Origin of the sequence: Polynucleobacter sp. 73C-SIWE (assembly GCF_018882465.1) — a bacterium.
GTDB lineage: Bacteria > Pseudomonadota > Gammaproteobacteria > Burkholderiales > Burkholderiaceae > Polynucleobacter.
Map to the genome: position 1 here is coordinate 184,681 of NZ_JACVOK010000001.1, position 25,589 is coordinate 210,269.

Below are 25,589 nucleotides of genomic sequence, written 5' to 3' on the forward strand. Positions count from 1 at the left end.
GTCATCATGAAACTTAGCAAAAAAGAACTCGTCTTTCTCGACCCAACGCACACTGCCAAAACGCTTGTTTTGGTTTACCTTTGCTTCTCCGTTCCAATCGTTTTATTGGCCCTATTTGTCGCCTTCATTCGTGATGGTGCCATTCCAGGATTTACGGTGTTATCCGCACTCATTCTGAATGCCTTATTAGGCTTTGGCTTATTGTGGATTGCATGTAAGGTTTATAACTGGGTAGCCGAAAAATTTGGTGGTATCGAATTAGCGCTGCGCGACTTACCAGAAGAGATTGAAGCTGAGTAATTTAAAACTTCAGTAACTACAAAGTAATAAAGCCGAGCAATGCTCGGCTTTATTTTTACGACCTTATAAATTTAAGCGTGATTATTTTCTAGCCCTTAAATACTTCTTTGTTAATCAGGCTTGGAGGTTGCTTGTCAGCGATTGCGGCACGCAAATTCTCCACCGCTAAATCGATCATCGCGCGACGCGTCTTTTCAGTAGCGCTAGCAATATGCGGAGCTAAGACAACATTACTCAACTTCAATAACTCTGGATGAACCTTAGGCTCACCTTCAAAGACATCTAAGCCAGCAGCAAAAATCTTTTTCTCTTTGAGTGCTTGCGCTAATGCCGCATCATCCACAATGCCACCCCGCGCAATATTCACCAGGGTTGCAGTGGGTTTCATGAGGGCAATTTCTTTTGCGCCAATGGTGTGATGATTCTCAGCCGTGTATGGCAATACTAGGATGACGTGATCAGCAGTGCGCAGTAATTCTTCTTTAGATACATAAGTTGCACCGCAGGCCTTTTCATCAGCCTCAGGCAAGCGACTGCGATTGTGATAAATCACCTTCATTCCAAAACCCAAGGCACGCTTTGCAATGCCTTGACCAATGCGACCCATGCCAATAATGCCCAGCGTGCTGTGGTGTAAATCCATACCGAGAGGATTCGTCACGATAGACCATTTATCCCACTTGCCATCCCTAATCCAGCGCTCAGACTCGGTTACGCGCCGTGCTGTAGCCATCAATAAGGCAAAACCAAAATCAGCTGTGGAATCCGTTAATACATCCGGAGTATTGGTAGCCATGACACCAGCCGCGGTAATTGCGGGCACGTCGAAATTGTTATAACCAACTGAAATATTGGCTACGATCTTGAGATTTTTGGCGTTGGCTAATGCTGCTGCGTCAATGCGCTCACTACCCGTTACCAATGCACCGTCTACGTTTGCCAGTTCTTTTTGTAACTCTTCTGGCGTAAACACTTGATCGGCCTGGTTAGAACGAACGTCAAAAGACCCTTCTAACTTAGCGAGTAAATCTGGAAATATTGCTCTTGCCACTAAAACTTTTGCTTTGTTGCTCATCTGCGTCCTTGTATTGATTTGCTCAGCGGTTCGCCGATGCTCCCGTATATTAAATTGATCTTGAAAAAAATGATGGTGACATTTTGATGCACTGCACAATAAAAAGACTACCTTAGCAAGGGGAAACCCTCAACCCTATTTAACTCGTTTTAGAATATTCTCTTTGTAGGATTTGTTTCATCCAGTAGTTAATTTTATAAAAATGACCCTAGGAGATTTTGATGTCAGATACGAATAAGACTAGTCCACGCCGTAAGTTTCTAAAGAACGCTGCCGTTGGTAGCGCCGGCGCAGCTGCAATGGGCTTCCCAATGATTTCTAGCGCGCAAACTATTAACTTGCGCTTCCAATCAACATGGCCAGCTAAAGATATTTTCCATGAGTACGCTAATGACTACGCAACTAAAGTAAATGCGATGTCAGGTGGTCGTCTGAAAATTGAAGTGCTGCCTGCTGGTTCAGTAGTCAAAGCTTTTGATATGTTGGATGCAGTTTCTAGCGGTACATTGGACGGCGGTCATGGCGTTTTGGCATATTGGTATGGCAAAAGCCCTGCACTAGCACTCTGGGGATCTGGTCCTGCTTTCGGTATGGACGCTAACACTCTCCTGTCATGGAACCAATACGGTGGTGGCCAGCAGTTGCTTAATGAAATCTACAACGACCTCAAACTCGACGTAGTCTCATTCCCTTATGGCCCAATGCCTACACAGCCATTAGGTTGGTTTAAAAAGCCAATCGCTAAGGCTGATGACTTGAAAGGTTTAAAGTATCGTACTGTTGGTCTCTCTATTGAGATCTTCACAGATATGGGCGCATCAGTACAAGCCTTGCCTGGTGGCGAGATCATCCCAGCAATGGACCGTGGTGTTCTAGATGCTGCTGAGTTCAATAACGCAACTTCAGACCGTATCTTGGGCTTCCCAGACGTTTCTAAAGTCAACATGCTCCAGAGCTTCCACCAGTCTTCAGAGCAATTTGAAATTATCTTCAACAAGAAGAAATTTAACTCCTTGCCAGCTGACCTCCAGGCTATCCTGAAATACGGTACTGAAGCAGCTTCTGCAGATATGTCTTGGAAGGCGATTGATCGCTACTCCAAAGACTTCGCTGAACTCCAAACTAAGGACAAGGTTAAGTTCTACGCTACACCGAAGTCCATTTTGGTAGCCCAGTTGAATGCTTGGGACAAGATTATTGCCAAAAAGGCCTCTGAACTCCCAATGTTCAAGAAAGTCCTGGATTCCCAGAAAGCCTTCGCTCAGCGCGCAGTTCGCTGGGATTTGCTAGTTAACGTTGATATGAAGATCGCTTACGACCATTACTTCAAAGGCTAAAATGCTTTTATAATACCGGCAGTATGCATCTTGACCGGACGGCATCCCCGTCCGGTTTTTTTTATATTTCCCCAAGTGAAATAGATAGTTAGAAAGTTGTTTTAGGAGATTAGTTATGGATAAATTCATGCTAAGAGTAGACGAGATCAGCACCTTTGTAGGTAAGGCTGCTGCTTGGCTTGTCGTGCTACTAATGCTGATGGTCTTTACAGACGTCGTGCGGCGCTATGCGTTTAATTCCCCATCTGCATGGATTGGTGAATTATCAGTAATGGCATACGGCACGCTATTTATGATGTGCGGTGCTTATACCCTTGCACAAAATGGCCATGTTCGCGGCGACTTCTTATACGGTTCAATGAAACCACGCACGCAGGCAACCTTAGATCTGATTTTGTACATCACCTTCTTCCTTCCAGGAATCACCGCTTTGGTTTATGCCGGTTACACCTATGCCGCAGAATCGTGGCGTATCGGTGAGCACACCACTCAGATTGCAAACGGTCCTCCGCTCTATCCGTTCAAAACAATTATTCCAGTTGCTGGAGCCTTTGTACTTTTACAAGGGATTGTTGAAATCATGCGTTGCGTTATTTGCCTTAAGACTGGCGAATGGCCTGAGCGCTTAAAAGATGCTGCCGAAATTGATGTGGTTGAACAGCAATTAGCCGCGTCTACTCACGTTGATGACGAATCACGTCAACAAGCAATCAAAAACGCCAAATCCATCGATGAAGCAGCACATCATCGTATTGGCCAAACTAAAGAGATAAATCATGAGTGATCCAATTCTTGGCCTAGTCATGCTTGGCTTGATTATTGTGGTAATCATGCTGGGCTTTCCAACTGCCTTTACCCTGATGGGTCTAGGCATGATGTTTGGTTTTGCAGCCTTCTACGATCCTTCACAAAGCTGGACTGCAAACAAAGTATTTACCCTGATGGTGCAAAGAACGTTCGGGGGTATGACTAACGATGTCCTGCTATCCATTCCGCTCTTTGTCTTAATGGGCTATGTGATGGAACGAGGGGCACTGGTAGATAAGATGTTCTACAGTATCCAGTTAGCATTCCGTCGCCTACCAGCTTCACTTGCAGTAGCTACTTTGATTGTTTGTACCTTCTGGGGTATTGCAAGTGGTCTCGTTGGCGCAGTTGTGGTTCTCATGGGCGTGATTGCCATGAAGCCAATGCTGAATGCAGGGTACGATACCCGTTTGGCTGCTGGCGTGATTACCGCCGGCGGTACCTTAGGTATTTTGATCCCGCCATCAGTGATGATCATTGTGTATGCAGCGGTTGCTGGTCAATCTGTAGTGAAGCTCTATGCCGCTGCAATGGTGCCAGGATTCTTCCTTGCATTCTTGTACTTGGTTTACATCATCGGTTGGGCTTTAATTAATCCTAAGGTTGCTCCTAAGCTTCCTCCTGAGCAACTGATCGTGCCAGTTCCTGCGCCGATTCACTTCATGCGCGAGAACTATTCACAAAATATGTTGCTTGCTACATTTAAAGCCTTGTTTTCACCAGCCAAGCTCATGAATGCTCCGGCAGATGCAAGACTGTCCTTTGGGAAAATTTTCAAAAATGTACTCGCAGCATTAACCCCATTATTTTTGATTGCCCTGACTATGTGGGGCGTATGGTGGTATGTCATTATTCATCAGCAAAACGAAAGAGATGCGATGAATTCTGTTCCAGTTGCGACTCAAGTAGCCAAAGCGTCTACTAGCGCTGCTGAGCCAGTTGAAGAAGAATTGGTATCGATTGATGCTACCTCTAGCAAGATCAAATCTAAAGTAGTTGAAGAAGATGCGCCTTTGGTTGCATTGGATGCTGCCGCTGGCGATGATCCAATTGATGCTGGGGCTGTAGCGGAGGCTAATACTGGGCCACCTGAAAATTTCGAGTTGTATTTTGGCTTGACTTGCGTGCTCTTTGGCTTGTTATTGATTTACTACTACCTCAAGTTTGATGAGGAGCAGTTTGAAATTCTCAAGCTGCTGATTGAGTCAGTAATGCCCTTAGGTGTACTGACAATTTTGGTGCTGGCAGTGATCTTGTTGGGCATTACTACTGCTACCGAATCTGCGGCAGTAGGTGCATTGGGCGCTTTCATTCTGGCGCTTCAAGCAGGCACTCTGGACTTTGAGCGTACTAAGCAGGCAGTTTTCTTAACTGCTAAGACAACCTCTATGGTGTGCTGGTTGTTTGTAGGCTCAGCGTTGTTCTCAGCGGTGTTTACTATTTTGGGTGGTCAGTCGATCATCGAAAAATGGGTACTCATGCTAGACCTAACACCAATTCAGTTCATGCTGCTCTCTCAAGCAATCATCTTCTTCCTTGGATGGCCTTTGGAGTGGACTGAAATTATTGTTATTTTCGTGCCGATCTTCTTGCCTATCTTGGCTCACTTCAATATCGACCCACTCTTGTGGGGAACATTGGTGTTTGTCAACTTGCAAGCAGCGTTCTTGTCACCACCAGTTGCAATGTCTGCCTTCTATCTGAAAGGTGTATCGCCACCAGGCGTCACGCTTAACCAGATTTTTGCAGGCATGATGCCTTACATGTTCATCGTGATCGCTTGTATGGCCTTCATGTATGTCTGGCCAGGCATGACATTGTGGCTACCGAAGTTCCTCTACGGAGGTTGATTGAGGTAGTTCTAGTAAAAGAAAAGCGCTCCAAACGGAGCGCTTTTTTATATGTACTAAAGTGAATTAAGCGACTTAAGTAACTTAAGCAACTTACCTAGGCAACCTGGTTTAATAACTCACTATTAGTTTTACCTAGGGCAACAGTAAATAAACCCTGCCAGTAGTTAAATGCAGTGAGCTCGTCTTCATCCAACTCCATCTCAATAAAGGCAGGATGACGAATCAAAGAAAGCCAGATACGACAAAACATCTTGTCTTCAAGAGTAGAAGGTTTGCTGACAAAAGGAATTTCTTCCAGGTTAGGAATCATTTCATGAACACCATCCTTGTCGACCATCGTCTGCTTATCACGACTCAAGCGCATCATTTCAAGCATTACTCTGCCCAGCTGATCGTAATGTCCACTCCAGCATAAAGGGGTACCAGCGATCTCTTTGGTGCTTTCTAAATACTTGCGGGCAAATTCGCTCCAGGCATATGCCAAATCAAACTCAGTCTTCACCTTAGCGTTTTGTAAGGGGGTTGGCAGATGGGTAGACTTCATTTGCTCCAGACTACGGTCACCCCCAAAGGTGTAATCAATAATCAATAGTGGTTTTGCTGTTTTATTGATCTGTAGCCGATACTCTTCCATAATCCATTCTTTCCTAGTGGGTTTTATTAATACTGATCCTCAAAGTGTAATCAATTGAAGCTTGCCTTTGGAAAAGGGGCTTTAGCCCAAGAAATCAGGGCCTTGCCTGAAAAATTGGCTATTTCGGCTAAAATTGAGCTTTTATAACTTAGCAGCCCCAGTTTTAGGGCTAATTAGAATAAACGCCATGACTTACGTTGTTACCGAATCCTGCATCCGCTGCAAATACACCGACTGTGTTGATGTTTGCCCAGTTGATTGCTTTCGTGAAGGCCCTAACTTTTTAGTCATTGATCCGGATGAGTGCATTGACTGCGCCGTCTGCGTTCCAGAGTGTCCAGTAAACGCGATTTATGCTGAAGATGACGTTCCTGGTGATCAACAGTCATTTATCAAGCTCAATGCGGACCTCTCCCCCACTTGGACTTCGATCACTAAATCCAAAGGCGCTCTTCCTGATGCGGATGAGTGGAAAGACGTTAAAAACAAACTCGATCAGCTCGTAAAGTAATTCTTTAATAGCCTTTTCGAGAATTCGTGTTGCACTCACCTACACAAACCGACGCTGTCATTATTGGCGCCGGCCCTGTGGGTCTTTTCCAAGTCTTTGAACTTGGCCTACTAGAAATCAAAGTCCATGTAATTGACTCCCTCCCCGAAGCTGGCGGTCAATGCATCGAGCTGTACCCAGATAAACCCATCTACGATATTCCAGCAATTCCAGTGTGTACTGGACGTGAGCTCACCAATAACCTACTGAAACAAATTGAGCCATTTGGTGCGCAGTTTCATTTAGGGCAAGAAGTTACTCAGCTAGAGAAACAAGCTGATGGACGCTTTCTCATTGGCACCTCTAAGGGCAATCAATTCTTGAGCAAGACCGTCTTTATCGCCGGAGGTGTAGGAGCCTTTCAGCCCCGCACCCTCAAGCTTGATGGTATTGAGGCTTTTGAAGGTAAGCAGGTGTTCTATAGCGTCAAGCATCCCGATCAATTTAATGGCAAAAAGATAGTGATCTGCGGTGGTGGAGATGCTGCATTAGATTGGGCGCTACATTTTGCAGATAAAGCTGCCAGTGTTACGTTAATTCATCGACGTGATGACTTTAAGGCAGCACCAGCATCCATTGCCAAAATGCGCGAGCTTTGCAAAAACAAACAAATGCAGTTATTGATTGGGCAAGTGACGAGCTACGAAGTGGAGAATGATCAGATCACCAAAATAGTGGTGACTGATATTGATGGTCAAGATCAAAAGATAGCGGTAGATGATCTCCTGATCTTTTTTGGACTATCACCCAAATTAGGGCCAATTGCAGATTGGGGTTTAGATATCGATCGCAAGCAAGTTACTGTCGATACCGAGAAATTTCAGACGAGTATTCCCGGAATTTATGCTGTGGGAGATATCAATGTTTATCCCGGCAAGAAAAAACTGATTTTGTCAGGCTTTCATGAGGCGGCTTTGGCAGCCTTTGCTGCAGCAGCTTACCTCAACCCAGAAAAGCCTATCCAGCTCCAGTACACCACCACCTCAACAAAGCTGCATAAGGTTCTTGGGGTGAGCCCGCCCACATTCGAGTAAGCTATCCCTAATTACTTATTTTTGCCAATATTTATATGCGCCAATATCACGATCTCATGAAAGAAGTCCTTGCCAAGGGCGTCCAAAAGTCCGATAGGACTGGCACAGGCACTATCTCGGTATTTGGCCACCAGATGCGCTTTAACTTGGCTGAAGGCTTTCCGATGGTGACGACCAAGAAGCTTCACCTTAAGTCCATCATTTACGAATTGCTCTGGTTCCTCAAAGGCAGCACTAATAACAACTGGCTTAAAGAGCGTGGTGTATCTATTTGGAATGAGTGGGCAGCACCAGATGGCGAGCTTGGCCCCATTTATGGTTATCAATGGCGTTCATGGCCAGCACCGAATGGCAAACACATTGATCAAATCTCTGAGGTAGTTGAGACAATCAAGAAAAATCCGGATTCACGTCGCATCATTGTTTCTGCTTGGAACGTGGCAGATATTCCCCGTATGGCTTTAGCACCTTGCCATGCCTTCTTTCAGTTCTATGTTGCTGATGGCAAACTCTCTTGCCAACTCTACCAACGCAGTGCTGACATTTTCTTGGGCGTACCATTCAATATTGCCAGCTACGCTTTGCTCACACACATGATGTCCCAACAATGTAATTTAGAAGTGGGTGACTTCATTTGGACTGGCGGTGATTGTCATTTGTATAGCAATCACTTAGAGCAAGTAGATCTTCAGCTATCAAGAAATTTCTTCCCATTGCCAAAACTCAATATTTTGAGAAAGCCAGATTCTATTTTTGACTATGAGTTCGAAGATTTTGAAATTCTCGGCTATGAATCACATCCACATATCAAAGCTCCAGTAGCTATTTAAAAAGAGAGCATTGATGACACAACCTGCTATTTCTATGATTGTTGCGCGCTCGCGCAATCACGTGATTGGCCGCGATAACCAAATGCCCTGGAAGATCTCTGCGGATTTGCAGTTCTTTAAGAGAGTGACAATGGGCTATCCAGTCATCATGGGACGCAAGACTTGGGAATCTATTGGTCGCCCACTTCCAGGCCGTCGCAATATCGTGGTGAGCCGTAATGCGCAGTTCCAGCTTGAGGGCGGCGAGCTTGCAGGATCATTAGATGAGGCTCTGAATCGCTTAAGCGAAGCACCGCGAGTATTTGTCATCGGTGGTGAGCAACTTTTTAAGCAAGCTTTTGCTAAAGCAGATCGACTCTACATCACTGAAATTAATATGGATGTTAACGATGGGGACACTTTCTTTGAAGTTCCTGATGCAGCCTCTTGGAAAGAAGTCGAGCGCGCCCCGGGATCTGAAGGCGACATCACATTTAATTTTGTGACGCTTGAGCGTAAATAAGAAAAAGAGCTCCGAGGAGCTCTTTTTTCATCACAGCAAACGTCATTTACTGAATGATGATCTTAGATTCTTTAGCGATCTGAGATAAAAACTCAAATTGCTTTCTTTGCGCTATGGCATTGCGAATCGCAGCCTTAGCTTGGTCAAATGTAGGCGGCTTAGTAGACCTCTTATCTTCTAGTTTCACCAAATACCAGCCTTGCTGAACTTGTATTGGAGCTTGAGAGACTTGCCCCTTAGATAGATTGACTAAGGCAGCTGAAATTTGTGGGGGAAGTTGCCCAGCCTGAACCCAACCAACAGCACCGCCCTGCACTCTATTTGGCGCAAGAGAAACACTCTTGGCCAACTTATCAAATGGCTCACCCTTTTTAAGACGGCCCAATACTGCTTGCGCATCGGCTTCACTAGCTGTCGCTATATCACTCACCTTATATTCAACCAACATACCTTGAGGGCCAAGGGAGGCAATTTCTTTGTTGTATTCGGCTTGTATATCAGCATCACTGATTGGGTTTTGTGCCATGAAGGTAGATAACTCAAGATCTGCTAAGTAGTTTTGACGTATCAGCATCAGTTGAGTATTGGCTTTTTCGGAGTTTGCCAAACCATCGCGTTCTGCACGCTGCGATAACAGCAATACTTCAATGTATTTTTGAACAACCGCTTGACGCAACTCAGGACTATCTTTCTGTCCTTGCGAAATCGCCATCTTAATACCCTGCTCAACCATATCATTAGTAATGATGGCGCCGTTTACTGAAGCTGCAGCATTAATTGGTAAACCACTTTGCTGAGCATGTGCGGCACCAATTAATGCTACAGATAAAAAACTGGCAGCAAGCAATGCGCTGAATTTCGATTGAAACAACATGATGACCGAACTCATAAGACTATATCTTTCTAAAAATGAGCCTTAATGGTAACAGCAGCCTAGCGCTAGAACCGATAAATGGGAGTGCTTGGCAAATAGGGATCGGCCGATTGGGTTTCGATCGCCTCTGCCTCTTGCTCACCCTGTGGCTGATTAAAGTATTTTGAATCTCCGGGTGATTGTCTACTCAGACCCTGTTTTTGGGATGGGGTAGCAACCGGACCAAATGGCCCCTCAGTGAGTGCAACAGGTTGATTATTAAATTCTCTCAATTGCTCAGGAGAGTAAACGGGGGAAGTTTGTGAACCCTTGGGAGGGGGTCCTTGCTGTGCTGTTGAGCATCCTACCAATGCAAGACAGAGAGCGAATTTTAGAGAGATATGCATGAGCTCATTGTATGGGAGTCGCAGATCAAATAGCGACAATTTGATTACAATTCCTGGATGCAGATTTTCCGCTTTCTTCTCTTTGCTCTAGTGATACAGCCTACTATTTCGTTAGCAGTGGACTTACAGCCTAACGATATTGTTGCGCCATTGCCTAATAAAAATCATGCAATGATTAGTTATGTCAATACCGATAACACAACCTATTATCGAAATGGCTCTGCAGTAAGTGCAAGGCCTTATAGCAGCCCAGATATTGGTACTCAACTGGCAAATCTTCGTTTAGTGACCTCCTATACCTTCAATGGTTTGCCGGCAGTCTCTTACCTTCAGCTGCCATACGGAACAATTAAGCCGGGGGGCTCCTTGGCGGCGTACCCCACTGCGACAGGCATTGGAGACTTAACGCTTGCTAGCGCCTTTTGGCCCTACTCAGATAGAGTCAATAGGCGCTATTTGGGTATTGCAGGCTACCTATCCCTTCCAACGGGCAGTTATAACAGTCAGCAGCCCTTTAACACTGGGGAAAATCGTTATAAATCGGATATTCAGATGGGCTATCAACAAGCCATTATCGGCAACCTCGATGGCATGGTTGCAGTCGATACCATGTGGTTTGGGGGTAATAGCCAATGTGCTGCAGCATGCAATTCGCCAACCAATACTTCATTGAATCAAAAACCATTGACATCAACTCAGTTGGGGCCGATTTATAAACTCAATCAGACTTACACTGTTGGCGCCTCTTATTTTTATGTCGCCGGGGGTGCAACTACTATTGGTAGCAGTTATCAAAATAACGTCATCAATACGCAACGATTTTTACTGAGTGGCTTAGCCTATTACCCATTCGGCAGAATTAGCCTGCAATATGGTCGTGATATGGAAATCAAAAATGGTTTTGTAGAAACGCGTCGGTTTATTCTTCGCTATACAACCGAGTTCTAAAGGTCAGAGACGTATCTTCTGCAGATAAGTCTTCAGCCATGGTAGGCGACATAGTAGCAACAACAAGATAATCAATCCGTAGATAGAGACTGTCTGTAAATCATTTTTACCGGCCTTATGCCACCAATAATGAATAATTGCTGTACAAGCAATCACATAAACTAATTTATGAAGCAGACTCCAGCGCCTCCCTAGAGCCCGCACAGCCCAGTGATTTGATGTGATAGCTAAGGGAACTAACAGCACAAAGGTTGCAAAGCCCATAGTAATGAATGGGCGCTTGAGGACATCAGCCCACATTGCTTGAAGATCTAAATTTTGATCAAGCCAGAACCAAATAGAAAAATGAATACAAGCATAGAAGAAGCAAAAGAGGCCAAACATACGACGCCACTGGATCCAAGCAGACCACCCAGTAATGAGGCGCATGGGTGTCATGGCCAGAGTGATGCATAAAAATACGAGCGCCCAAGTACCAGTAGAGCGAGTAATAAACTCTATTGGATTAGCGCCTAAATCATCATGAATGCCAAGCCATATCAAGCGCCCCAACGGCAATAGAGATATGAGAAACAGAGTGCTCTTTAAATACTTCATAAAAGCATATTAAACGACTCGCTCTTGAGCGATGAATTCAAAGAAAAAGTAGGTTTCTGGGATATTGTCATTAGCGTAGATAAATCATTCAGAGTCTATTACGTCCTATTCAATTGAGAATTAATTTGCTATCCTGAGGGCTCAATTAAGGATAAATATGACTGACAATGACCAAAACCAAAATGATGAAGATTTTGACTATGGCTGCGAATGCGCAATGACTTTGCTTAACGAGCCCACGGAAGATTGCCTAAACGACTTAATTGACGAGCTCGATGAAGATGGAATGATTTCAACTGAGGTGGTTTATGGCCTACTCGCAACGATTTTAATGAGCATCAACGAAGAAGATCACGAAGGCGATGAGCATTAATTAGTAAGCACTGCTTAGCGCATGGCTTCAATTGCAAATGTATCCATCGCTTTAGCCATCTGAATATCCAACTCTGTTAAACCCTTGCTTGAGTGCGTGGTTAAATGCACAGCCACTTTATTCCAAGAGTTTGACCAATCTGGATGATGATCAAGCTCCTCAGCATATTGAGCACATAAGGTCATAAACCTAAAGGCCTGTTTAAAGTCGGCAAAAGCAAACTCTCGAAAGATCGCTTGTTTGGCTTTATCTGGTGTCCACAGGGGAATGCTATTCTGAAAATCAAAATCGCCAGGTATCAATACAGGTTTCATGGAAAAGCCTTGATTTAAGAGCTCACGCTTTGTGAGAGCTGTTTCAAATCCTCTGGATATAGCCAACGCCATTGGCCCTCGGCAAGATCTGTAGGCATTACGTAAGCTCCAATTTCTACGCGGTGAAGCTTAGCAACATGATTGCCAACCGCAGCCATCATGCGCTTGACTTGGTGATAGCGTCCTTCAACTATTGTCATAGCAAGTACATTTGCCGAGAGCTGCTTGCACGCTGTAGCATAACAAGGCTTTGGATCATCATCCAATACAACACCATTTAATAAGTGCTCCATTTGTTCTGAGGTAATGGGATCAGGCGTAGTGATTTCGTATACCTTACCGATATTCTTTTTAGGGGTCGTCATTTTATGAATAAACTGACCATCATCTGAAATCAATAAGAGCCCAGTGGTATCGAAGTCTAAACGCCCTACGCATTGTAGACCGCGCTCTACAAATGGAGCTGGTAATAAACTATAGACACTGGGATGATGGGTTGTTTTATGAGAGCACTCGTAATTGGATGGCTTATGAAATGCGATATAGGCCTTTTCGTGATACTCCCAATCTTGCCCTTGGACATTTAAAACCAATCCTTCCGTGGCAATATGCTCCTCGGGATCTTCAGCTAGAACATCATTCACCTTCACCATGTCGGCATAGACTAGATCGCTGCAGTAGCGACGTGTTCCAAAGCCTTGGCTAAAGAGGATTTTTTCGAGGGAAATGGGTTTTGCCATATGTTGCTGAGAATACTATAGAGAGAACATGCTTTCGATATCAAGACTCCTGAGATCTCAATTCATTATGATTGAGTATTGTCATTAACCACCACCTCCACCATGCTTTCTGATCCAAAACCACGTAAGCCGCTACATAAACGCGAAGTTAATTTTAATGGCTATTCACGAAAGGATGGTCTTTGGGACATTGAGGGCCACCTAAAGGATACTAAGTCACACCCTTTTGTTACGGGCTCAAGAACTTGGACTCCTGGAGAGGCAATCCATGATATGTGGGTGAGAGTCACAGTGGATGATGAGCTCACTGTCAAAGATATTGAAGTGACTATGGATAGTCACCCTCACCCCGAGTGCCCACTAGTCATTCCGCCAATGGATACATTAATTGGTGCACGTATTGGCAAAGGTTGGCGTAAAACCATTGAGACTCATCTAGGCGGAATTAAAGGCTGCACTCACTTGCGTGAACTACTGAATAACATGGCCACTGCAGCCTATCAATCTATTCCAGGTGCGCTCTTTGATCCCGATGAAAATAAACCGCCTTTATATTTAGGTAACTGCAAGTCTTGGGATTTTGATGGCCCAGTCGTCATGCGGGTCTATCCCCAGTTTTATCAGTGGAAAAAGTAACCCAATCACAGCTCCCCACGATACAAGGTAGTGCCAGCAAATGATTGCTGAATAGGCATAATTTCAACAGCATTGACATTCATGTGCGCAGGTAAGGTTGCGGACCAGAATATTGCCTCTGCCACATCGTCAGAGCTCAGTGCCTCAACCCCTTCATACACTTTCTCTGCTTTTGCATCATCACCCTTGAAGCGAACATTCGAGTATTCAGTTCCTGAACTCAGGCCAGGCTCTACACAGGTAACGCGTAAACGCGTGCCTATCAAATCTGCACGCAAGTTCAGGCTAAATTGTTTTACAAATGCTTTGGTAGCGCCATACACATTACTGCCAGGGTAGGGATAGAGCCCTGCCACAGAGCCAACATTAATCACGTGACCACATTTTCGCTCGACCATGCCGGGCAAAAACGCTCGAGTCATATGAACAAGACCTCGAATATTGGTATCAATCATTTGATCCCAATCAGCAATATTGGTTTGATGCGCCGGCTCCAAACCTAATGCAAGCCCAGCGTTATTGACGAGAACAGTAAGCTTCGCAAACTCTTGAGGCAAAGAAGCTGCTAAAGAATCAACCTGGGCGCTATCACACACATCCAATGCCAGGATGTAAAGCTTCTTCTGCTGCTCTGCAGGTAGCGATGCCTTGAGTGACTCTAAGCGCTCGATTCTTCTACCGGCAGCGATGACCTTATGACCATGAGCCAAAAAACGTCGTGCAGTTGCCTCACCAAATCCAGCAGTTGCACCTGTTACTAAAACGGTATGTTCCATATCTCCTTCAACTCCAATGATTAAGCTAGGTCTACTAACTTCTGATCTTCAAGCTTAGCAGCCCCTGACTTTACCAAAGCCTGAGGCAACCATTTACTGAAATCCTCTAAATCCATATTTAACTGGTTTGCAGCGCTTTTGAGTGCCGGTGTATTGACAATCCAATCGTTAACCAAAGGCAGTTCTTTTGAGCGCCACTCTATCAACTTGTATTTGAGCAACACTTTTGCGCCATGACGGGCATTGCGGTCTGGATCAGAAGCCAAATAATCCAATCTTGATCGTGCCGTGGCTATTGATTTGGCAACATCTAGAAAGGGTTTGCCATGCCCCGGAATTACCAGATTCACTGGCAAACTCTCAATGAAGTCTAGGGTCTGGGCAACCTCTTCAAAACCAGGCTCACCCCAGAGCTCAGGGAAAATGACGCCAAAGCCCTCTTCCCAAAGTGCGTCGGCAGAAATCAGAATGCGATGATCTGGCTGATAGAGCATCACGGAATGGTGATCATGTCCTGGAGCCGCCATAATTTGCCAAACATAACGACCAAGCAATATTTCCTGTCCGGGAATCAGCAATCCATGATGAGTAAAACGTGGACACTCTTGCCCTAGATTTTGATAACTTAATAAATCTTCATTCCAATTACTCACTGCTGTTTCTTCTGCCACTGGAATCAGAATCTCACAATGAAATGCTTTTGCTAGAGCAGCATTGCCACCACAGTGATCTGAATGGAGGTGTGTATTCACCACTTTATTCAAACCCGATAATGAATTCTTATTCAGTGCATTGCGCACTAGATCAATCGTGAGATTTTCATGTGCGCAATAGCCAGTGTCCACGAGCGAAACATCCTGATCGCCAAAGTGAAAAATATTATTAGCAGAAAGCCAGCCTCTTTCAAAGACTTCAATCCCTGGAGGCAATAAACGGGTGGGCACTTTAATTTCTAAGATTGGCTTGCGGGGTCAACTCTAATTGACGAGTGTCAAACTGTTGACCTTGCAGTCTCTGTAAAAGATCGTCATAGGTCTTTTTATCTAACTGCGGTGTTCTAGAAAGAATCCAGAGATATTGACGTCGAGGATCGCTGATTGCAGCCACCTGATACTGAGAATCCAAATCAATCACCCAGTAATCACCCCACACCATGGGTAAAAAAGAAAGCCATGCTGGCGCAAATCGCACCTCTAGCTTGGGCGAATCTTTGGCACCGATTTGCCGTGCTGTACCCTCAGCATCCAAGAGTTCACCGTCAGCATTTTTGCAGCTATTGAGCACTTTGAGATTGCCATCAGGCCTTATTGAATAAACTGCTTTGGTATTGCTAATACATTTCCTCTGAAACCAGTTCGGAAACTTGGCAATTTCATACCAAGCACCCAAGTATCTCGGTACATCTAAAGCTGGGATCGTCTTGACTGAATCATCGCTTACTTGACTATTACTTTGACTATAAGCAGGCAAGCAAATTAAGAGGAGGAGACTGAATAAAGCGCCTTGTATTTTCATAATGCCTAATAGTACTTCTTCAGATCCATGCCAGCATACATGCTGGCGACTTGATCGCCATAGCCGTTAAACATCTGAGTTTTAATCTTCGGCGCAAACATCCCTTTTGCATCACCAATACGTCGCTCAGTTGCTTGACTCCAGCGTGGATGATCTACTTGAGGGTTTACATTGGAATAGAAGCCATACTCGCGCGCATCAAACTGACTCCAGCTTGTTTTCGGCATTTCTTCTGTAAACCGAATTTTTACAATAGACTTTGCGCTTTTAAAGCCATATTTCCATGGAACTACGATGCGGACTGGTGCACCGTTTTGCTTTGGTAGCACCTCACCATACAAGCCAAGAGTCAGTAGTGTTAAGGGATTCATCGCCTCATCCATACGCAAGCCTTCGCGATAAGGCCAATCAATAATATTGCTCTTAAGTCCTGGCATTTGTTTGCGGTCGGCCAGAGTGATAAATTCCACATACTTTGCAGAACCTAGGGGCTCTACTTTATTAATGAGTTTTGATAATGAGTAGCCATCCCAAGGGATCACCATTGACCAACCCTCAACGCAGCGCATGCGATAGATACGCTCCTCAATTGGCGCCAGTTTTAATAGCGCATCAATATCGAGAGTGACGGGCTTTTTCACTAAGCCCTCAATAGAAATAGTCCATGGTCGAGTTTGTAAGGTATGAGCATATTGAGCTGGGTCAGCTTTATCAGTTCCAAACTCATAGAAGTTGTTATAGCCCGTTACATACTTATAGGGAGTTAATTCATCCTTGGCTGCATAAGCCTGATTGAGCACTGCGCTCAGTTTGTCCGGATTGGAAGCCAAGGCCTCTCTTGAAAACCAAGGAGCTAGCGCCATACCGAAGCTGCCTGCAGCCGCGGCCTTGATGAGATTGCGGCGATTCTCAAAAACAGCTTGAGGAGTGATATCACTCGGAAGAATTGTATTATCAATAAAGCGCATGGGATACCCCAGTCAATGTAATTAGCTTATTTTGCTACTGATGGCAATTTATTGCTCGATACCTAATCTTATTGAGTCGCCCGCATCTTATTGATTAGTTCCAGGCTATGTTTATCCATTCCACCAACTACCTCAGCTAAAGCTGGATAATCTTTAATTAAGGTATCGCCTCCATAAAACCGTAGTAACCAGGTCGGGAAGCTACGCGATGAAATTTCTCGAATCTCTAAAAGCTCAATCCGGTGATGACGCTTATCCTCTTGAATCCGCTTCCATACCTTCATTATATTTTGGCGCTCACCCTCAATCACTTGGCCAAACTGCTGATTGTCATACAGCAAGATTCCAGTAACTCCATGCTTTTGATTAAAGGCTCTAGCAGACTCTAATAAGCGCATCAAACCCAAAAAAGACATGTCTGAAACTGACTCACTTAAGTAGGTGAGTTCAATAAGGTCTTGTGGTTTTGGCATAGATATTTCAATACTAAGCTTTCAATAAAAAGGCAAACTCGCAAGTTTGCCTTTTTATCGCTTGGCTTTATAGTCCTTATCTGCTGATTAAGTTCTGGCTGCCTTCAAAGCGGCATTGAAAGTGGCGCTTGGGCGCATTACTGCCTTGCACTTTTCTGGGTCAACTGCAAAGTAACCGCCGATATCTACTGGCTTACCTTGAACTGCCTGGAACTCACTCACAATCTTCTGTTCGCTTGCCTGCAAAGATTTAGCTAAGGGTGCGAAGTAAGCTTGCAATTCTTTGTCTTCAGTCTGCGCTGCTAATGCCTCTGCCCAATACATCGCCAAATAGAACTGGCTGCCACGATTATCCAACTCACCAGTACGTGGAGAGGGTGACTTATTGTTATCTAACAATTTGCCAGTTGCCTCATCCAAGGTGCGAGCTAAGATTTTCACCTTAGGATTGCCCGTCTTGTCGCTGATATCTTCTAGAGATACCGCTAAAGCCAAAAACTCGCCCAGTGAATCCCAACGCAAGTGGTTCTCTTCAACCAACTGTTGTACGTGCTTAGGAGCAGAACCACCGGCGCCTGTTTCAAAGAGGCCGCCACCTGCCATTAAAGGCACGATAGATAACATCTTTGCGCTAGTGCCTAACTCCATAATTGGGAACAAGTCGGTGAGGTAATCACGCAAGATGTTGCCGGTGACAGAGATGGTGTCTTTGCCACGAATCACGCGCTCAAGGGTATAACGCATTGCACGTGTCTGGGACATGATCTGAATATCCACGCCTTTGAGATCGTAGTCTTTCAGATAGGTATTGACCTTCTTAATGAGCTCAGCTTCGTGTGGACGGTACTCGTCCAACCAGAATACTGCTGGAGTATTGGAGAGGCGAGCACGATTCACTGCCAACTTCACCCAGTCACGAATTGGTTCATCTTTAACTTGGCACATGCGCCAGATATCGCCCTCTTCTACATGCTGCTCAAGCAATACAGTTCCGTCATCAGCAACAATACGAGCCACACCAGCCTCAGGGATTTCAAAAGTCTTATCGTGTGAACCGTACTCTTCGGCCTGTTGGGCCATTAAGCCAACGTTAGGCACAGTACCCATTGTTGTTGGATCAAAGTTACCGTGGGTCTTACAGAAATTAATGATTTCTTGATAGATACGCGCAAAGGTGCTTTCTGGAATCACCGCCTTGGTATCGTGCAAGCGCCCATCAGCACCCCACATCTTGCCACCAGCACGAATCATGGCTGGCATGGAAGCGTCAACGATCACATCACTTGGGGAATGTAGGTTGGTAATGCCTTTAGCAGAGTCCACCATTGCCAATGCTGGGCGGTGCTCATGACAAGCATGCACATCGTGGATGATTTCTTCACGCTTGGACTCTGGTAGCGATTTAATCTTGTCATAAAGGCTACTCATACCATTATTGACATTGACGCCTAATTCTTCAAACAACTTACCGTGCTTAGCAAAAGCATCTTTATAGAAAATCTTTACAGCATGACCAAAGACGATTGGATGCGAGATCTTCATCATGGTTGCCTTCACGTGCAAGGACAACATCATGCCAGTCTTATAAGCATCTTCGATTTCTTTTTCATAGAACTCGCACAAGGCTTTCTTGCTCATGTACATACTGTCGATAATCTCGCCAGCTAGCAAAGAGACTTTTGGCTTGAGCACAATAGTCTTGCCACTCTTGGTCACCAGGTCCATCTTCACATCGCAGGCTTTGGTCATGGTCATTGACTTTTCGCCAGCGTAGAAGTCGCCACCGTGCATATGGGATACGTGAGTTCGGGATGCTTGGCTCCACTCACCCATCGAATGCGGATGTTTACGAGCAAACTGTTTCACCGCATTTGGTGCGCGACGATCAGAGTTACCTTCACGTAAGACGGGATTTACGGCACTACCTAAGCATTTAGAGTAACGAGCGCGAATGGCTTTTTCTTCATCATTCTTAGGATCATCTGGGAAATTCGGGATTTTGTAGCCCTTGCCTTGCAACTCTTTAATTGCTGCAAGCAACTGAGGTACGGAAGCACTAATATTTGGCAACTTAATGATGTTGGTATCAGGCATTAAAGTCATTTTGCCGAGTGCAGCCAAGTTATCAGGCACTTTTTGTTCAGCCGTTAAGCAATCAGAAAACTCAGCCAAGATACGGGCAGCAACAGAAATGTCGCTCTTTACAATCTCAACGCCAACAGGCGCTGTAAAAGTGCGGATGATTGGCAGAAATGCACAAGTCGCCAAAAGTGGCGCTTCATCTGTCAGTGTGTAAATAATCTTTGATTTCTCTGAAGCCATTAACGTTTCCTCAATTTTGAAAAATTTACAGGGCTAGGTTTTTACCCAACCAGTCTCACATCCGCATTTTGCAAGCCGCTTTTAGCGCGCCCATTGCCAACGAGGGGAGCTCTCTATTTTAAATCATCGGGGTTGGCAAAATTGCTGGATTTATAGCCTAAACCCACCAATACCGCCCTATTTAAGGGAATCCACCAAGACAACCAAAGGTCTGAATTCGCCGTAAACTCCATCTCATGCCCAACAAGCACCCTTTACTCAATAAAAATCTGGTGCTGCTCATTATTTGCCAAGGCCTATTCCTGACTAATAACGTCACCTTTATCGCCATTAATGGTTTGGTTGGCCTCAGTCTGGCGCCTGCTAGCTGGATGGCCACCTTGCCGGTCATGGGCTATGTAGTGGGTGCTGCGTTCTCCACTTCCATTGTTGCGAAATCTCAGAATTACTTTGGCAGAAAGATTTCTTTTCAACTGGGGCTACTAGTAGCTATGCTCTCCGCCCTCTTATGCGCCTATGCGGCCCTGAGTCAGAATTTTTGGCTCTTGGTAACAGGTACTTTTATTGCCGGCTACTACAGCGCTAATGGTCAGCTCTATCGTTTCGCCGCTGCTGAGCTCACCGAAACTAGCCAGCGCGATAAAGCCGTCTCCTGGGTTTTGGCAGGCGGCATTCTGGGTGCAGTCATAGGCCCCAACCTTGCATCCTGGACACGCGATTTATTCGATACCGCCTTTTTGGGGGCCTATCTCACTCTATCGATTGCCGCCTGTATTGGTATCTTTGTGATGCAGTTCATTCACTTTCCTGAAGAATTTAAAACCCAGCATGCACTTTCAGATGGACGCGCGCTCAAGAGCATTCTCCAGCAGCCGGTCTTTATGGTTGCCATGATTGGCGCTGCCCTTGGTTATGGTGTGATGAATTTACTCATGGCAGCAACCCCACTTGCAATGCAAATGTGTGGGCTCCCTTTTTCAGATACAGCCCTTGTTCTGGAATGGCATGTCATTGGCATGTTCGCACCAGGATTTTTTACTGGCTCCCTCATCCAACGCTTTGGCGCCATCAAGATTATGGGTGTTGGAGTGGCCCTCAATTTGATTTGTATCTTGATTGCATTGAGTGGTGCAGATCTACATCAATTCTTCATTGCACTTTTCTTACTGGGCGTTGGTTGGAACTTTTTATTTACTGGCTCCACCTCTTTGGCGATGACTGCCTACAAACCCAATGAGCGAGATAAAGCTCAAGCAGCCATTAACTTCTTTGTCTTCGGGACGATGGCATTTACCTCATTTGGATCTGGTGCCCTAATTACCTCACAAGGCTGGAATATCCTCAACCTGGGATCACTCTTTCCTGTTTTTGTAACTGCAGCAGCACTACTCTGGCTAGCTAGCAAAAATCGGAAACTGAAAAATACTTAGAGCCTTAAGAAGCTTTTGCGAGCGGCAGGTTAAATAAGAGATTTTGGGGCTTTAGCTTAAGTTGCTGCTGCTCGTTCATAGCAATTGCCATATAGACTGGCTTACCTGCCTGAGCTTTAGCTACAGCAGCCTCATCAATAAAGTCTAGACGAAATAGGCAGATTACTTTCTCAAGCTCATCAGCCTCAACAGCCTCCTTGTTGTAAAGCTTATTTAGTATCTCTGTTGCCGCAGCATCTAGACCCACATGCCATGACCACTTGGGATCGCTGATTTGCTGCATTGGAGTAATGCGCACTTTAGCCCCCAGAAAATGCTCAATCCATTTTTCTAGAACACGGCAAAAGTGATTGATAGGCTCATGTCCGAAGTTCAGCTGTACTGCAAAGTCAAAATCGGTATTTCGGGTCCAGTACTCGGCGGAGTTTTCTTCATACAAGACATCCAAGTCTGCCGACCGCATCGTCATCGATTTACCTTTTAATAAATCCATGATGTTGCCGGTATCACCTGCTTGGGCATTGCGAGAGACTGTCTCCTCATCTGCGCCCATCACAATGGAATCTTCCAGCACTGTAATCTTTTGGGTCCTAAAGAACAGCTCGCCCATGCGCGCTTCCAAAGGATGAACTTCATCTCCCAAAATATGTCGCACGAAGATCTGCGCCAGTTGCGCTACAAATAAGGGAGGAACGTCAACGCCCTCACCCCTAAACAAGCTCATATAAAAACTCTCTAAAGAGCTTGCTGCTAATAGACGAGCTCGATACCGCAACCAGACCCGATAGTTTTCTTGAATATCCTCATCGGCCATAGTGGCAATTTCAGTATCGGCAATCTCGCTTCGGGGGTTTTCCATCAAGCGCTGGTGCAAGGCTTTCTCAATAGCGCAGGACTCCGGAACCAAGCTAAGCTCAGGTCGGAGCAAGTAGGTACGTAAAAAGTCATCCGTGACTAATAGCTGCCGGTCTGGGCTATGCAAAAGGGTGTTGTATGCGGAATTGGGCCAATAATTTGTCATGTCATAGAGCCAAATGCGGCTCGTCATCAGAATCAATAAAGCTCAGAATATACTAGCCAATCAATTTGTGTGAAATAGGAAAAACATTATGAGTGAACTCAAAAAAATCGATACCGTTGTGGGCGATGGCAAAGAAGCGGTAGCTGGCAATCACGTTGACGTACATTACACAGGCTGGCTCTATGACGAGAATGCTGCTGATCATAAGGGTCAGAAGTTTGATAGCTCATTAGATCGCGGCCAACTGTTTAGCTTTCCCCTGGGTGCCGGTCATGTCATCAAAGGCTGGGATGAAGGCGTTGCCGGCATGAAAATCGGTGGTAAACGTACGCTCATCATTCCTTCGGATATGGGCTATGGTCCTCGCGGTGCGGGTGGTGTTATTCCACCAAATGCAACTTTAGTATTTGATGTTGAATTGCATGGTGTTAACTAAGCACCATTAGATTCGTCTTGATGGAATGCAAAAGACCACCCTAGGGTGGTCTTTTTATTTATGCTGCTATGTATATGCCACTCAAATTAAGAGCGCACATTCTTGCCGTTTGAGGTCAAACGATTTGTAGGGCGGGTTTGGCACAGGCTGATGATGCGATTTCTTTCAGCCATGACTTTGTCGGCATAACCGCCATCATGTTCAGCATTTGCGGCACCAACGTAGTACTTCAAACCATTACGCAATGAGCCTGCGGTGGCGATGAGGTATTTCAGAATATAGGCGCCGATACGAATATTGACTTCAGGCTTCACTGCTTCAGTAGTACCACCATACAAAGCATACTTATCCTTGTGTACTGAAGTCATCACCTGCATCAGACCTTCAGCACCAGCATGACTCTTGGTGTTTGGGTTGAAGTTTGACTCCACGGAAATCACAGCTAATAGAAGCACTGGATCAATATTGACTTCTTTAGCAATCAAAATCGTTTTCGATACATACTCTTCAATTTTGGCGCGATCGAGTTTGTATTTCTGCTCAAAGAAATCTGCAACTAGTCGTTGATTCTGAATTGAACTCATCAAATGACTATCCAGAGCCTGTGGATCAATCTTGGAGGTCGGAATACGGTCAGACAAATGAGAAATCGATTTCACCTGCACCTGCGCAACTGAAGGCATTAACAATGCAACGGTCTGCTGCTTAGCACTATTGAAGCCAGTGGAGTGAGAATGACCTTTGTTATAAATCACCGAAGCGATTTCAGAATCTGCCATCTGGGTCGAACTGTCATTTGCAGTCTTATATTGCTCGAGCATGCCAAAGCCATTGCTCCAAACAATATGGCGGGCTTCGTCTGGGACTAAGATGCGGGCTAAATCAAAAGCGCCGGCATTGGTGCCGTTGCCAGAAAGCCAAAGTCCTACGACCATGAATACACTAACAACCAGGATGCCATTGATCACCCGGTAAACCGGGTTCATGGCATGGGTCAGCAGATCTTTAGCGGCCAGGATTACTGACGGCTGATCTTGCATCTCACTTAAATTATTCGTTAAACATTTACTCATTTATTTGTTTGCGTCACCCAAAAACCTAACTACCAATTTATGTTGCAACGCAATATCTAAAAAACATGGGTCATCCTAAAAAGGTTCTTATATCAAGTCAAGAATAAGAAAGATGATTTCAATAACTTTTTGATCTCAAAATACGGGATCTCCCTTAGATACTTTCCAATATCAATATTTAATTTATTGAAATCAACCACTTATAAAAGTTAGGGAGTACTAATTTCATACTATAAAAAAATGGCTAAATTTGGACTTTTTACGATTTGGGATAAAAAAATGGTCTCAAAAACCATACATCTAGTGTTTTAGACTGCCTCAGTTTCTACCGGTAGTAGCCACACCCAATCACACCCAACTATTGCAAGGCATTATTTTTAAAGCATTTCTGCTTCATTACGGTTGGGCAAAGGCACGCTGAACTCTCGCCTCGAGTCAAATTCCTATTAGCTCCATGGCTAGCTCCATTGAAAAATTGGCAGGGGTGTTTTGCTAGCACCCCCTACACTTACATCCTATGAAATCTCTTCGCCAGTTTCTTGTCCTAGCAGTCCTGCTTGGCCTTCTAAACCCACTGAGCGCCTTTGCCTTATTTGAGGATTGCAAGGATCTATTCCCAGGGCGGAAGATTCCGAGCACCCAACAGGTAGGGCGTGACCTCTGCTTTGATAGCTTTGCGATCTATTACTCACCCTCAGATAAGAAGCCTATCTATACCGTGGAGAAGTTGAGTCGAGAGCAGTTATTGGCCCCTCACCCCAAAAGAAGTAACCAGTTCTACGAGGAAGCCAGACTGCCATTGGCTGAGCGCTCGCTACTTTCAGACTACCGTGGGAGCGGTTATGACCGAGGTCACAACGCCCCAGCTGGAGACATGACGAATGAGCGGTCAATGGCCCAGTCATTCTCATTGGCAAACATGATGCCCCAGGCCAGACAAAACAATCAAGGCATTTGGGCCAAGAATGTGGAAGAGCCGACCAGACTTTACGTCAAAAGAGCAGCTGGCGATATTTATGTCTACACCGGATCCACTGGAAATAACGGCAGTATCGGTAGCGGTCGCGTCACCATTCCAAGTCATTTATACAAACTGGTTTACGACCCAAGCAAAAATTTAGTCTGGGCTTATTGGATTGAGAATACCAACGAGGCCACTATGACTCCGCCAATCTCTTATCAAGACTTGGTTCAAAAAACCGGGATTGATTTTCAGCTAGCGCTCAATACGGGGACGACTAAAGCTCAAGCAGTAACGCTGGCGCCTAATTCAAATAAAGCCATAATGGGTGGGTGGTACCCGGTCTTTTTTGATGATTACTCGTCAACCAAGATAGATCAACTCATCAATCACATTAAAGAAGGTCGTGTAGCGAGTATTGAGATTCAATACGACCGCAATAGTGACCTAGCTAAAAAAATTGTTGCTCAAATTGGATCACAAACATCGATTACGCCCGTCTTAGTTCACAGTAGCCCACCAGATTCAGCTACTGTGACTTATGAGCGCAACCGAGTCACTGCAATTATCAGATCAAAGTAGTTAAGGCCTAGTATTCAAAACATGAGCCCTCTGAATGGGGGCCAAAAGTCCACGCAAGCCATTGTGATCGAGCGTGTGCATCAACTCTAGCAGCTGCCCCAGTTCCCCTTTGGGAAATCCCTCTCTTGCAAACCAGGCTAAATAATTTCCTGGCAAGTCTGCGAGTGCGCGCCCAGCATGTTTGCCGTAAGGCATTTTCATTAAGACGAGTTTCTCGAGAGCTTCTGCATTCATTGAAGTGA

At 45.1% G+C, this 25,589-nt stretch carries 30 protein-coding genes; 14 read left to right on the plus strand and 16 right to left on the minus strand.

What is annotated here, in order from left to right; genetic code table 11:
• The first annotated feature begins 6 nt into the window (after positions 1 to 6).
• Entirely contained in the window at positions 7 to 300 is a 294-nt protein-coding gene (locus tag ICN17_RS00920; RefSeq protein ID WP_216235710.1) for a hypothetical protein, read from the plus strand.
• A gap of 88 nt (positions 301 to 388) precedes the next feature.
• Here ICN17_RS00920 and ICN17_RS00925 read toward each other — a convergent pair whose 3' ends face one another.
• Entirely contained in the window at positions 389 to 1,375 is a 987-nt protein-coding gene (locus ICN17_RS00925) for a D-glycerate dehydrogenase (protein ID WP_216235711.1), read from the minus strand.
• Between the two features lie 221 nt (positions 1,376 to 1,596).
• Here ICN17_RS00925 and ICN17_RS00930 point away from each other — a divergent pair, with 221 nt between their 5' ends.
• The 3 genes from ICN17_RS00930 to ICN17_RS00940 all read left to right on the plus strand — a co-directional run bounded on the left by ICN17_RS00930 (position 1,597) and on the right by ICN17_RS00940 (position 5,369).
• Complete coding sequence (locus tag ICN17_RS00930) at positions 1,597 to 2,712, plus strand: TRAP transporter substrate-binding protein (RefSeq protein WP_216235712.1); 1,116 nt, start codon at positions 1,597 to 1,599, stop codon at positions 2,710 to 2,712.
• A gap of 115 nt (positions 2,713 to 2,827) precedes the next feature.
• A complete protein-coding gene (locus ICN17_RS00935; RefSeq protein ID WP_216235713.1) occupies positions 2,828 to 3,496 on the plus strand; it encodes a TRAP transporter small permease subunit in 669 nt (222 codons plus the stop codon).
• On the plus strand, positions 3,489 to 5,369 hold the full coding sequence (locus ICN17_RS00940) for a TRAP transporter large permease subunit (RefSeq protein ID WP_216235715.1): 1,881 nt from the start codon (positions 3,489 to 3,491) through the stop codon (positions 5,367 to 5,369). The genes ICN17_RS00935 and ICN17_RS00940 overlap by 8 nt, the downstream gene beginning before the upstream one ends.
• A gap of 97 nt (positions 5,370 to 5,466) precedes the next feature.
• Here the strand turns inward: ICN17_RS00940 and ICN17_RS00945 are convergent, their stop codons facing one another.
• A complete protein-coding gene (locus tag ICN17_RS00945) occupies positions 5,467 to 6,006 on the minus strand; it encodes a hypothetical protein (protein ID WP_216235717.1) in 540 nt (179 codons plus the stop codon).
• 187 nt (positions 6,007 to 6,193) lie between these two features.
• Here ICN17_RS00945 and fdxA point away from each other — a divergent pair, with 187 nt between their 5' ends.
• From fdxA to ICN17_RS00965, 4 genes are read left to right on the plus strand one after another with little or no spacing between them, the layout of a single operon-like run.
• On the plus strand, positions 6,194 to 6,517 hold the full coding sequence (fdxA, locus tag ICN17_RS00950; RefSeq protein ID WP_087909078.1) for a ferredoxin FdxA: 324 nt from the start codon (positions 6,194 to 6,196) through the stop codon (positions 6,515 to 6,517).
• 26 nt (positions 6,518 to 6,543) lie between these two features.
• Positions 6,544 to 7,590, plus strand: a complete 1,047-nt coding sequence (locus ICN17_RS00955) for an FAD-dependent oxidoreductase (RefSeq protein ID WP_216235719.1) — start codon at positions 6,544 to 6,546, stop codon at positions 7,588 to 7,590.
• Positions 7,591 to 7,625: 35 nt separating this feature from the next.
• Positions 7,626 to 8,420, plus strand: a complete 795-nt coding sequence (locus ICN17_RS00960) for a thymidylate synthase (RefSeq protein WP_216235721.1) — start codon at positions 7,626 to 7,628, stop codon at positions 8,418 to 8,420.
• A 13-nt stretch (positions 8,421 to 8,433) separates the two neighbouring features.
• Positions 8,434 to 8,922 carry a dihydrofolate reductase gene (locus ICN17_RS00965; RefSeq protein WP_216235723.1) on the plus strand — a complete coding sequence of 163 codons (489 nt, stop codon included), beginning with the start codon at positions 8,434 to 8,436 and terminating at the stop codon, positions 8,920 to 8,922.
• 46 nt (positions 8,923 to 8,968) lie between these two features.
• Here the strand turns inward: ICN17_RS00965 and ICN17_RS00970 are convergent, their stop codons facing one another.
• Together ICN17_RS00970 and ICN17_RS10340 are read right to left on the minus strand one after the other, a co-directional pair.
• Positions 8,969 to 9,811 (minus strand): peptidylprolyl isomerase, encoded by an 843-nt coding sequence (locus ICN17_RS00970; RefSeq protein WP_255538224.1) that lies wholly within the window; start codon positions 9,809 to 9,811, stop codon positions 8,969 to 8,971.
• Positions 9,812 to 9,861: 50 nt separating this feature from the next.
• On the minus strand, positions 9,862 to 10,182 hold the full coding sequence (locus ICN17_RS10340) for a hypothetical protein (RefSeq protein ID WP_255538225.1): 321 nt from the start codon (positions 10,180 to 10,182) through the stop codon (positions 9,862 to 9,864).
• A gap of 57 nt (positions 10,183 to 10,239) precedes the next feature.
• Between ICN17_RS10340 and ICN17_RS00980 the strand changes: the two genes are divergently transcribed.
• Positions 10,240 to 11,130, plus strand: coding sequence for a transporter (locus ICN17_RS00980; protein ID WP_216235725.1), 891 nt, complete (start codon positions 10,240 to 10,242; stop codon positions 11,128 to 11,130).
• A gap of 3 nt (positions 11,131 to 11,133) precedes the next feature.
• Here ICN17_RS00980 and msrQ read toward each other — a convergent pair whose 3' ends face one another.
• Complete coding sequence (gene msrQ / locus ICN17_RS00985) at positions 11,134 to 11,727, minus strand: protein-methionine-sulfoxide reductase heme-binding subunit MsrQ (protein WP_216235727.1); 594 nt, start codon at positions 11,725 to 11,727, stop codon at positions 11,134 to 11,136.
• 157 nt (positions 11,728 to 11,884) lie between these two features.
• On the opposite strand from msrQ, the gene ICN17_RS00990 reads away from it, so the two are divergent.
• Positions 11,885 to 12,100: a hypothetical protein gene (locus tag ICN17_RS00990; RefSeq protein ID WP_087909072.1), complete on the plus strand. Its 216-nt coding sequence runs from the start codon at positions 11,885 to 11,887 to the stop codon at positions 12,098 to 12,100.
• Between the two features lie 14 nt (positions 12,101 to 12,114).
• Here the strand turns inward: ICN17_RS00990 and ICN17_RS00995 are convergent, their stop codons facing one another.
• Positions 12,115 to 12,414: a 4a-hydroxytetrahydrobiopterin dehydratase gene (locus ICN17_RS00995; protein WP_255538226.1), complete on the minus strand. Its 300-nt coding sequence runs from the start codon at positions 12,412 to 12,414 to the stop codon at positions 12,115 to 12,117.
• Between the two features lie 14 nt (positions 12,415 to 12,428).
• Positions 12,429 to 13,154 carry a pseudouridine synthase gene (locus ICN17_RS01000; RefSeq protein WP_216235729.1) on the minus strand — a complete coding sequence of 242 codons (726 nt, stop codon included), beginning with the start codon at positions 13,152 to 13,154 and terminating at the stop codon, positions 12,429 to 12,431.
• Between the two features lie 78 nt (positions 13,155 to 13,232).
• On the opposite strand from ICN17_RS01000, the gene ICN17_RS01005 reads away from it, so the two are divergent.
• Positions 13,233 to 13,790, plus strand: coding sequence for a DUF2889 domain-containing protein (locus ICN17_RS01005; protein ID WP_255538227.1), 558 nt, complete (start codon positions 13,233 to 13,235; stop codon positions 13,788 to 13,790).
• Between the two features lie 5 nt (positions 13,791 to 13,795).
• On the opposite strand, the gene ICN17_RS01010 is transcribed toward ICN17_RS01005, so the two are convergent.
• From ICN17_RS01010 to ICN17_RS01035, 6 genes are all read right to left on the minus strand, one after another.
• Positions 13,796 to 14,566: an SDR family NAD(P)-dependent oxidoreductase gene (locus ICN17_RS01010; protein ID WP_216235731.1), complete on the minus strand. Its 771-nt coding sequence runs from the start codon at positions 14,564 to 14,566 to the stop codon at positions 13,796 to 13,798.
• 20 nt (positions 14,567 to 14,586) lie between these two features.
• Positions 14,587 to 15,510: an MBL fold metallo-hydrolase gene (locus ICN17_RS01015; protein WP_216235733.1), complete on the minus strand. Its 924-nt coding sequence runs from the start codon at positions 15,508 to 15,510 to the stop codon at positions 14,587 to 14,589.
• Position 15,511: 1 nt separating this feature from the next.
• Complete coding sequence (locus ICN17_RS01020; RefSeq protein WP_216235735.1) at positions 15,512 to 16,081, minus strand: lipocalin family protein; 570 nt, start codon at positions 16,079 to 16,081, stop codon at positions 15,512 to 15,514.
• Between the two features lie 5 nt (positions 16,082 to 16,086).
• Complete coding sequence (gene msrP, locus ICN17_RS01025; protein WP_216235737.1) at positions 16,087 to 17,049, minus strand: protein-methionine-sulfoxide reductase catalytic subunit MsrP; 963 nt, start codon at positions 17,047 to 17,049, stop codon at positions 16,087 to 16,089.
• Between the two features lie 68 nt (positions 17,050 to 17,117).
• Positions 17,118 to 17,522 carry a BLUF domain-containing protein gene (locus tag ICN17_RS01030; protein ID WP_216235739.1) on the minus strand — a complete coding sequence of 135 codons (405 nt, stop codon included), beginning with the start codon at positions 17,520 to 17,522 and terminating at the stop codon, positions 17,118 to 17,120.
• 87 nt (positions 17,523 to 17,609) lie between these two features.
• A complete protein-coding gene (locus ICN17_RS01035) occupies positions 17,610 to 19,844 on the minus strand; it encodes an NADP-dependent isocitrate dehydrogenase (protein WP_216235741.1) in 2,235 nt (744 codons plus the stop codon).
• A gap of 236 nt (positions 19,845 to 20,080) precedes the next feature.
• On the opposite strand from ICN17_RS01035, the gene ICN17_RS01040 reads away from it, so the two are divergent.
• Positions 20,081 to 21,274 (plus strand): MFS transporter, encoded by a 1,194-nt coding sequence (locus tag ICN17_RS01040; protein WP_216235742.1) that lies wholly within the window; start codon positions 20,081 to 20,083, stop codon positions 21,272 to 21,274.
• Positions 21,275 to 21,278: 4 nt separating this feature from the next.
• Here ICN17_RS01040 and ICN17_RS01045 read toward each other — a convergent pair whose 3' ends face one another.
• On the minus strand, positions 21,279 to 22,322 hold the full coding sequence (locus ICN17_RS01045; RefSeq protein WP_255538228.1) for a DUF6352 family protein: 1,044 nt from the start codon (positions 22,320 to 22,322) through the stop codon (positions 21,279 to 21,281).
• Positions 22,323 to 22,383: 61 nt separating this feature from the next.
• Here ICN17_RS01045 and ICN17_RS01050 point away from each other — a divergent pair, with 61 nt between their 5' ends.
• Positions 22,384 to 22,731, plus strand: a complete 348-nt coding sequence (locus ICN17_RS01050; protein ID WP_087909061.1) for an FKBP-type peptidyl-prolyl cis-trans isomerase — start codon at positions 22,384 to 22,386, stop codon at positions 22,729 to 22,731.
• 86 nt (positions 22,732 to 22,817) lie between these two features.
• On the opposite strand, the gene ICN17_RS01055 is transcribed toward ICN17_RS01050, so the two are convergent.
• The gene (locus tag ICN17_RS01055) at positions 22,818 to 23,804 is read right to left on the minus strand and encodes a transglycosylase SLT domain-containing protein (RefSeq protein WP_216235743.1); all 987 of its coding nucleotides are present in this window, start codon (positions 23,802 to 23,804) and stop codon (positions 22,818 to 22,820) included.
• Positions 23,805 to 24,321: 517 nt separating this feature from the next.
• Here ICN17_RS01055 and ICN17_RS01060 point away from each other — a divergent pair.
• On the plus strand, positions 24,322 to 25,347 hold the full coding sequence (locus ICN17_RS01060) for a DNA/RNA non-specific endonuclease (RefSeq protein WP_216235744.1): 1,026 nt from the start codon (positions 24,322 to 24,324) through the stop codon (positions 25,345 to 25,347).
• Here ICN17_RS01060 and ICN17_RS01065 read toward each other — a convergent pair whose 3' ends face one another.
• Positions 25,348 to 25,581, minus strand: a complete 234-nt coding sequence (locus ICN17_RS01065) for a DUF3820 family protein (RefSeq protein ID WP_216235745.1) — start codon at positions 25,579 to 25,581, stop codon at positions 25,348 to 25,350. It abuts the gene before it with no gap.
• Positions 25,582 to 25,589 lie beyond the last annotated feature (8 nt).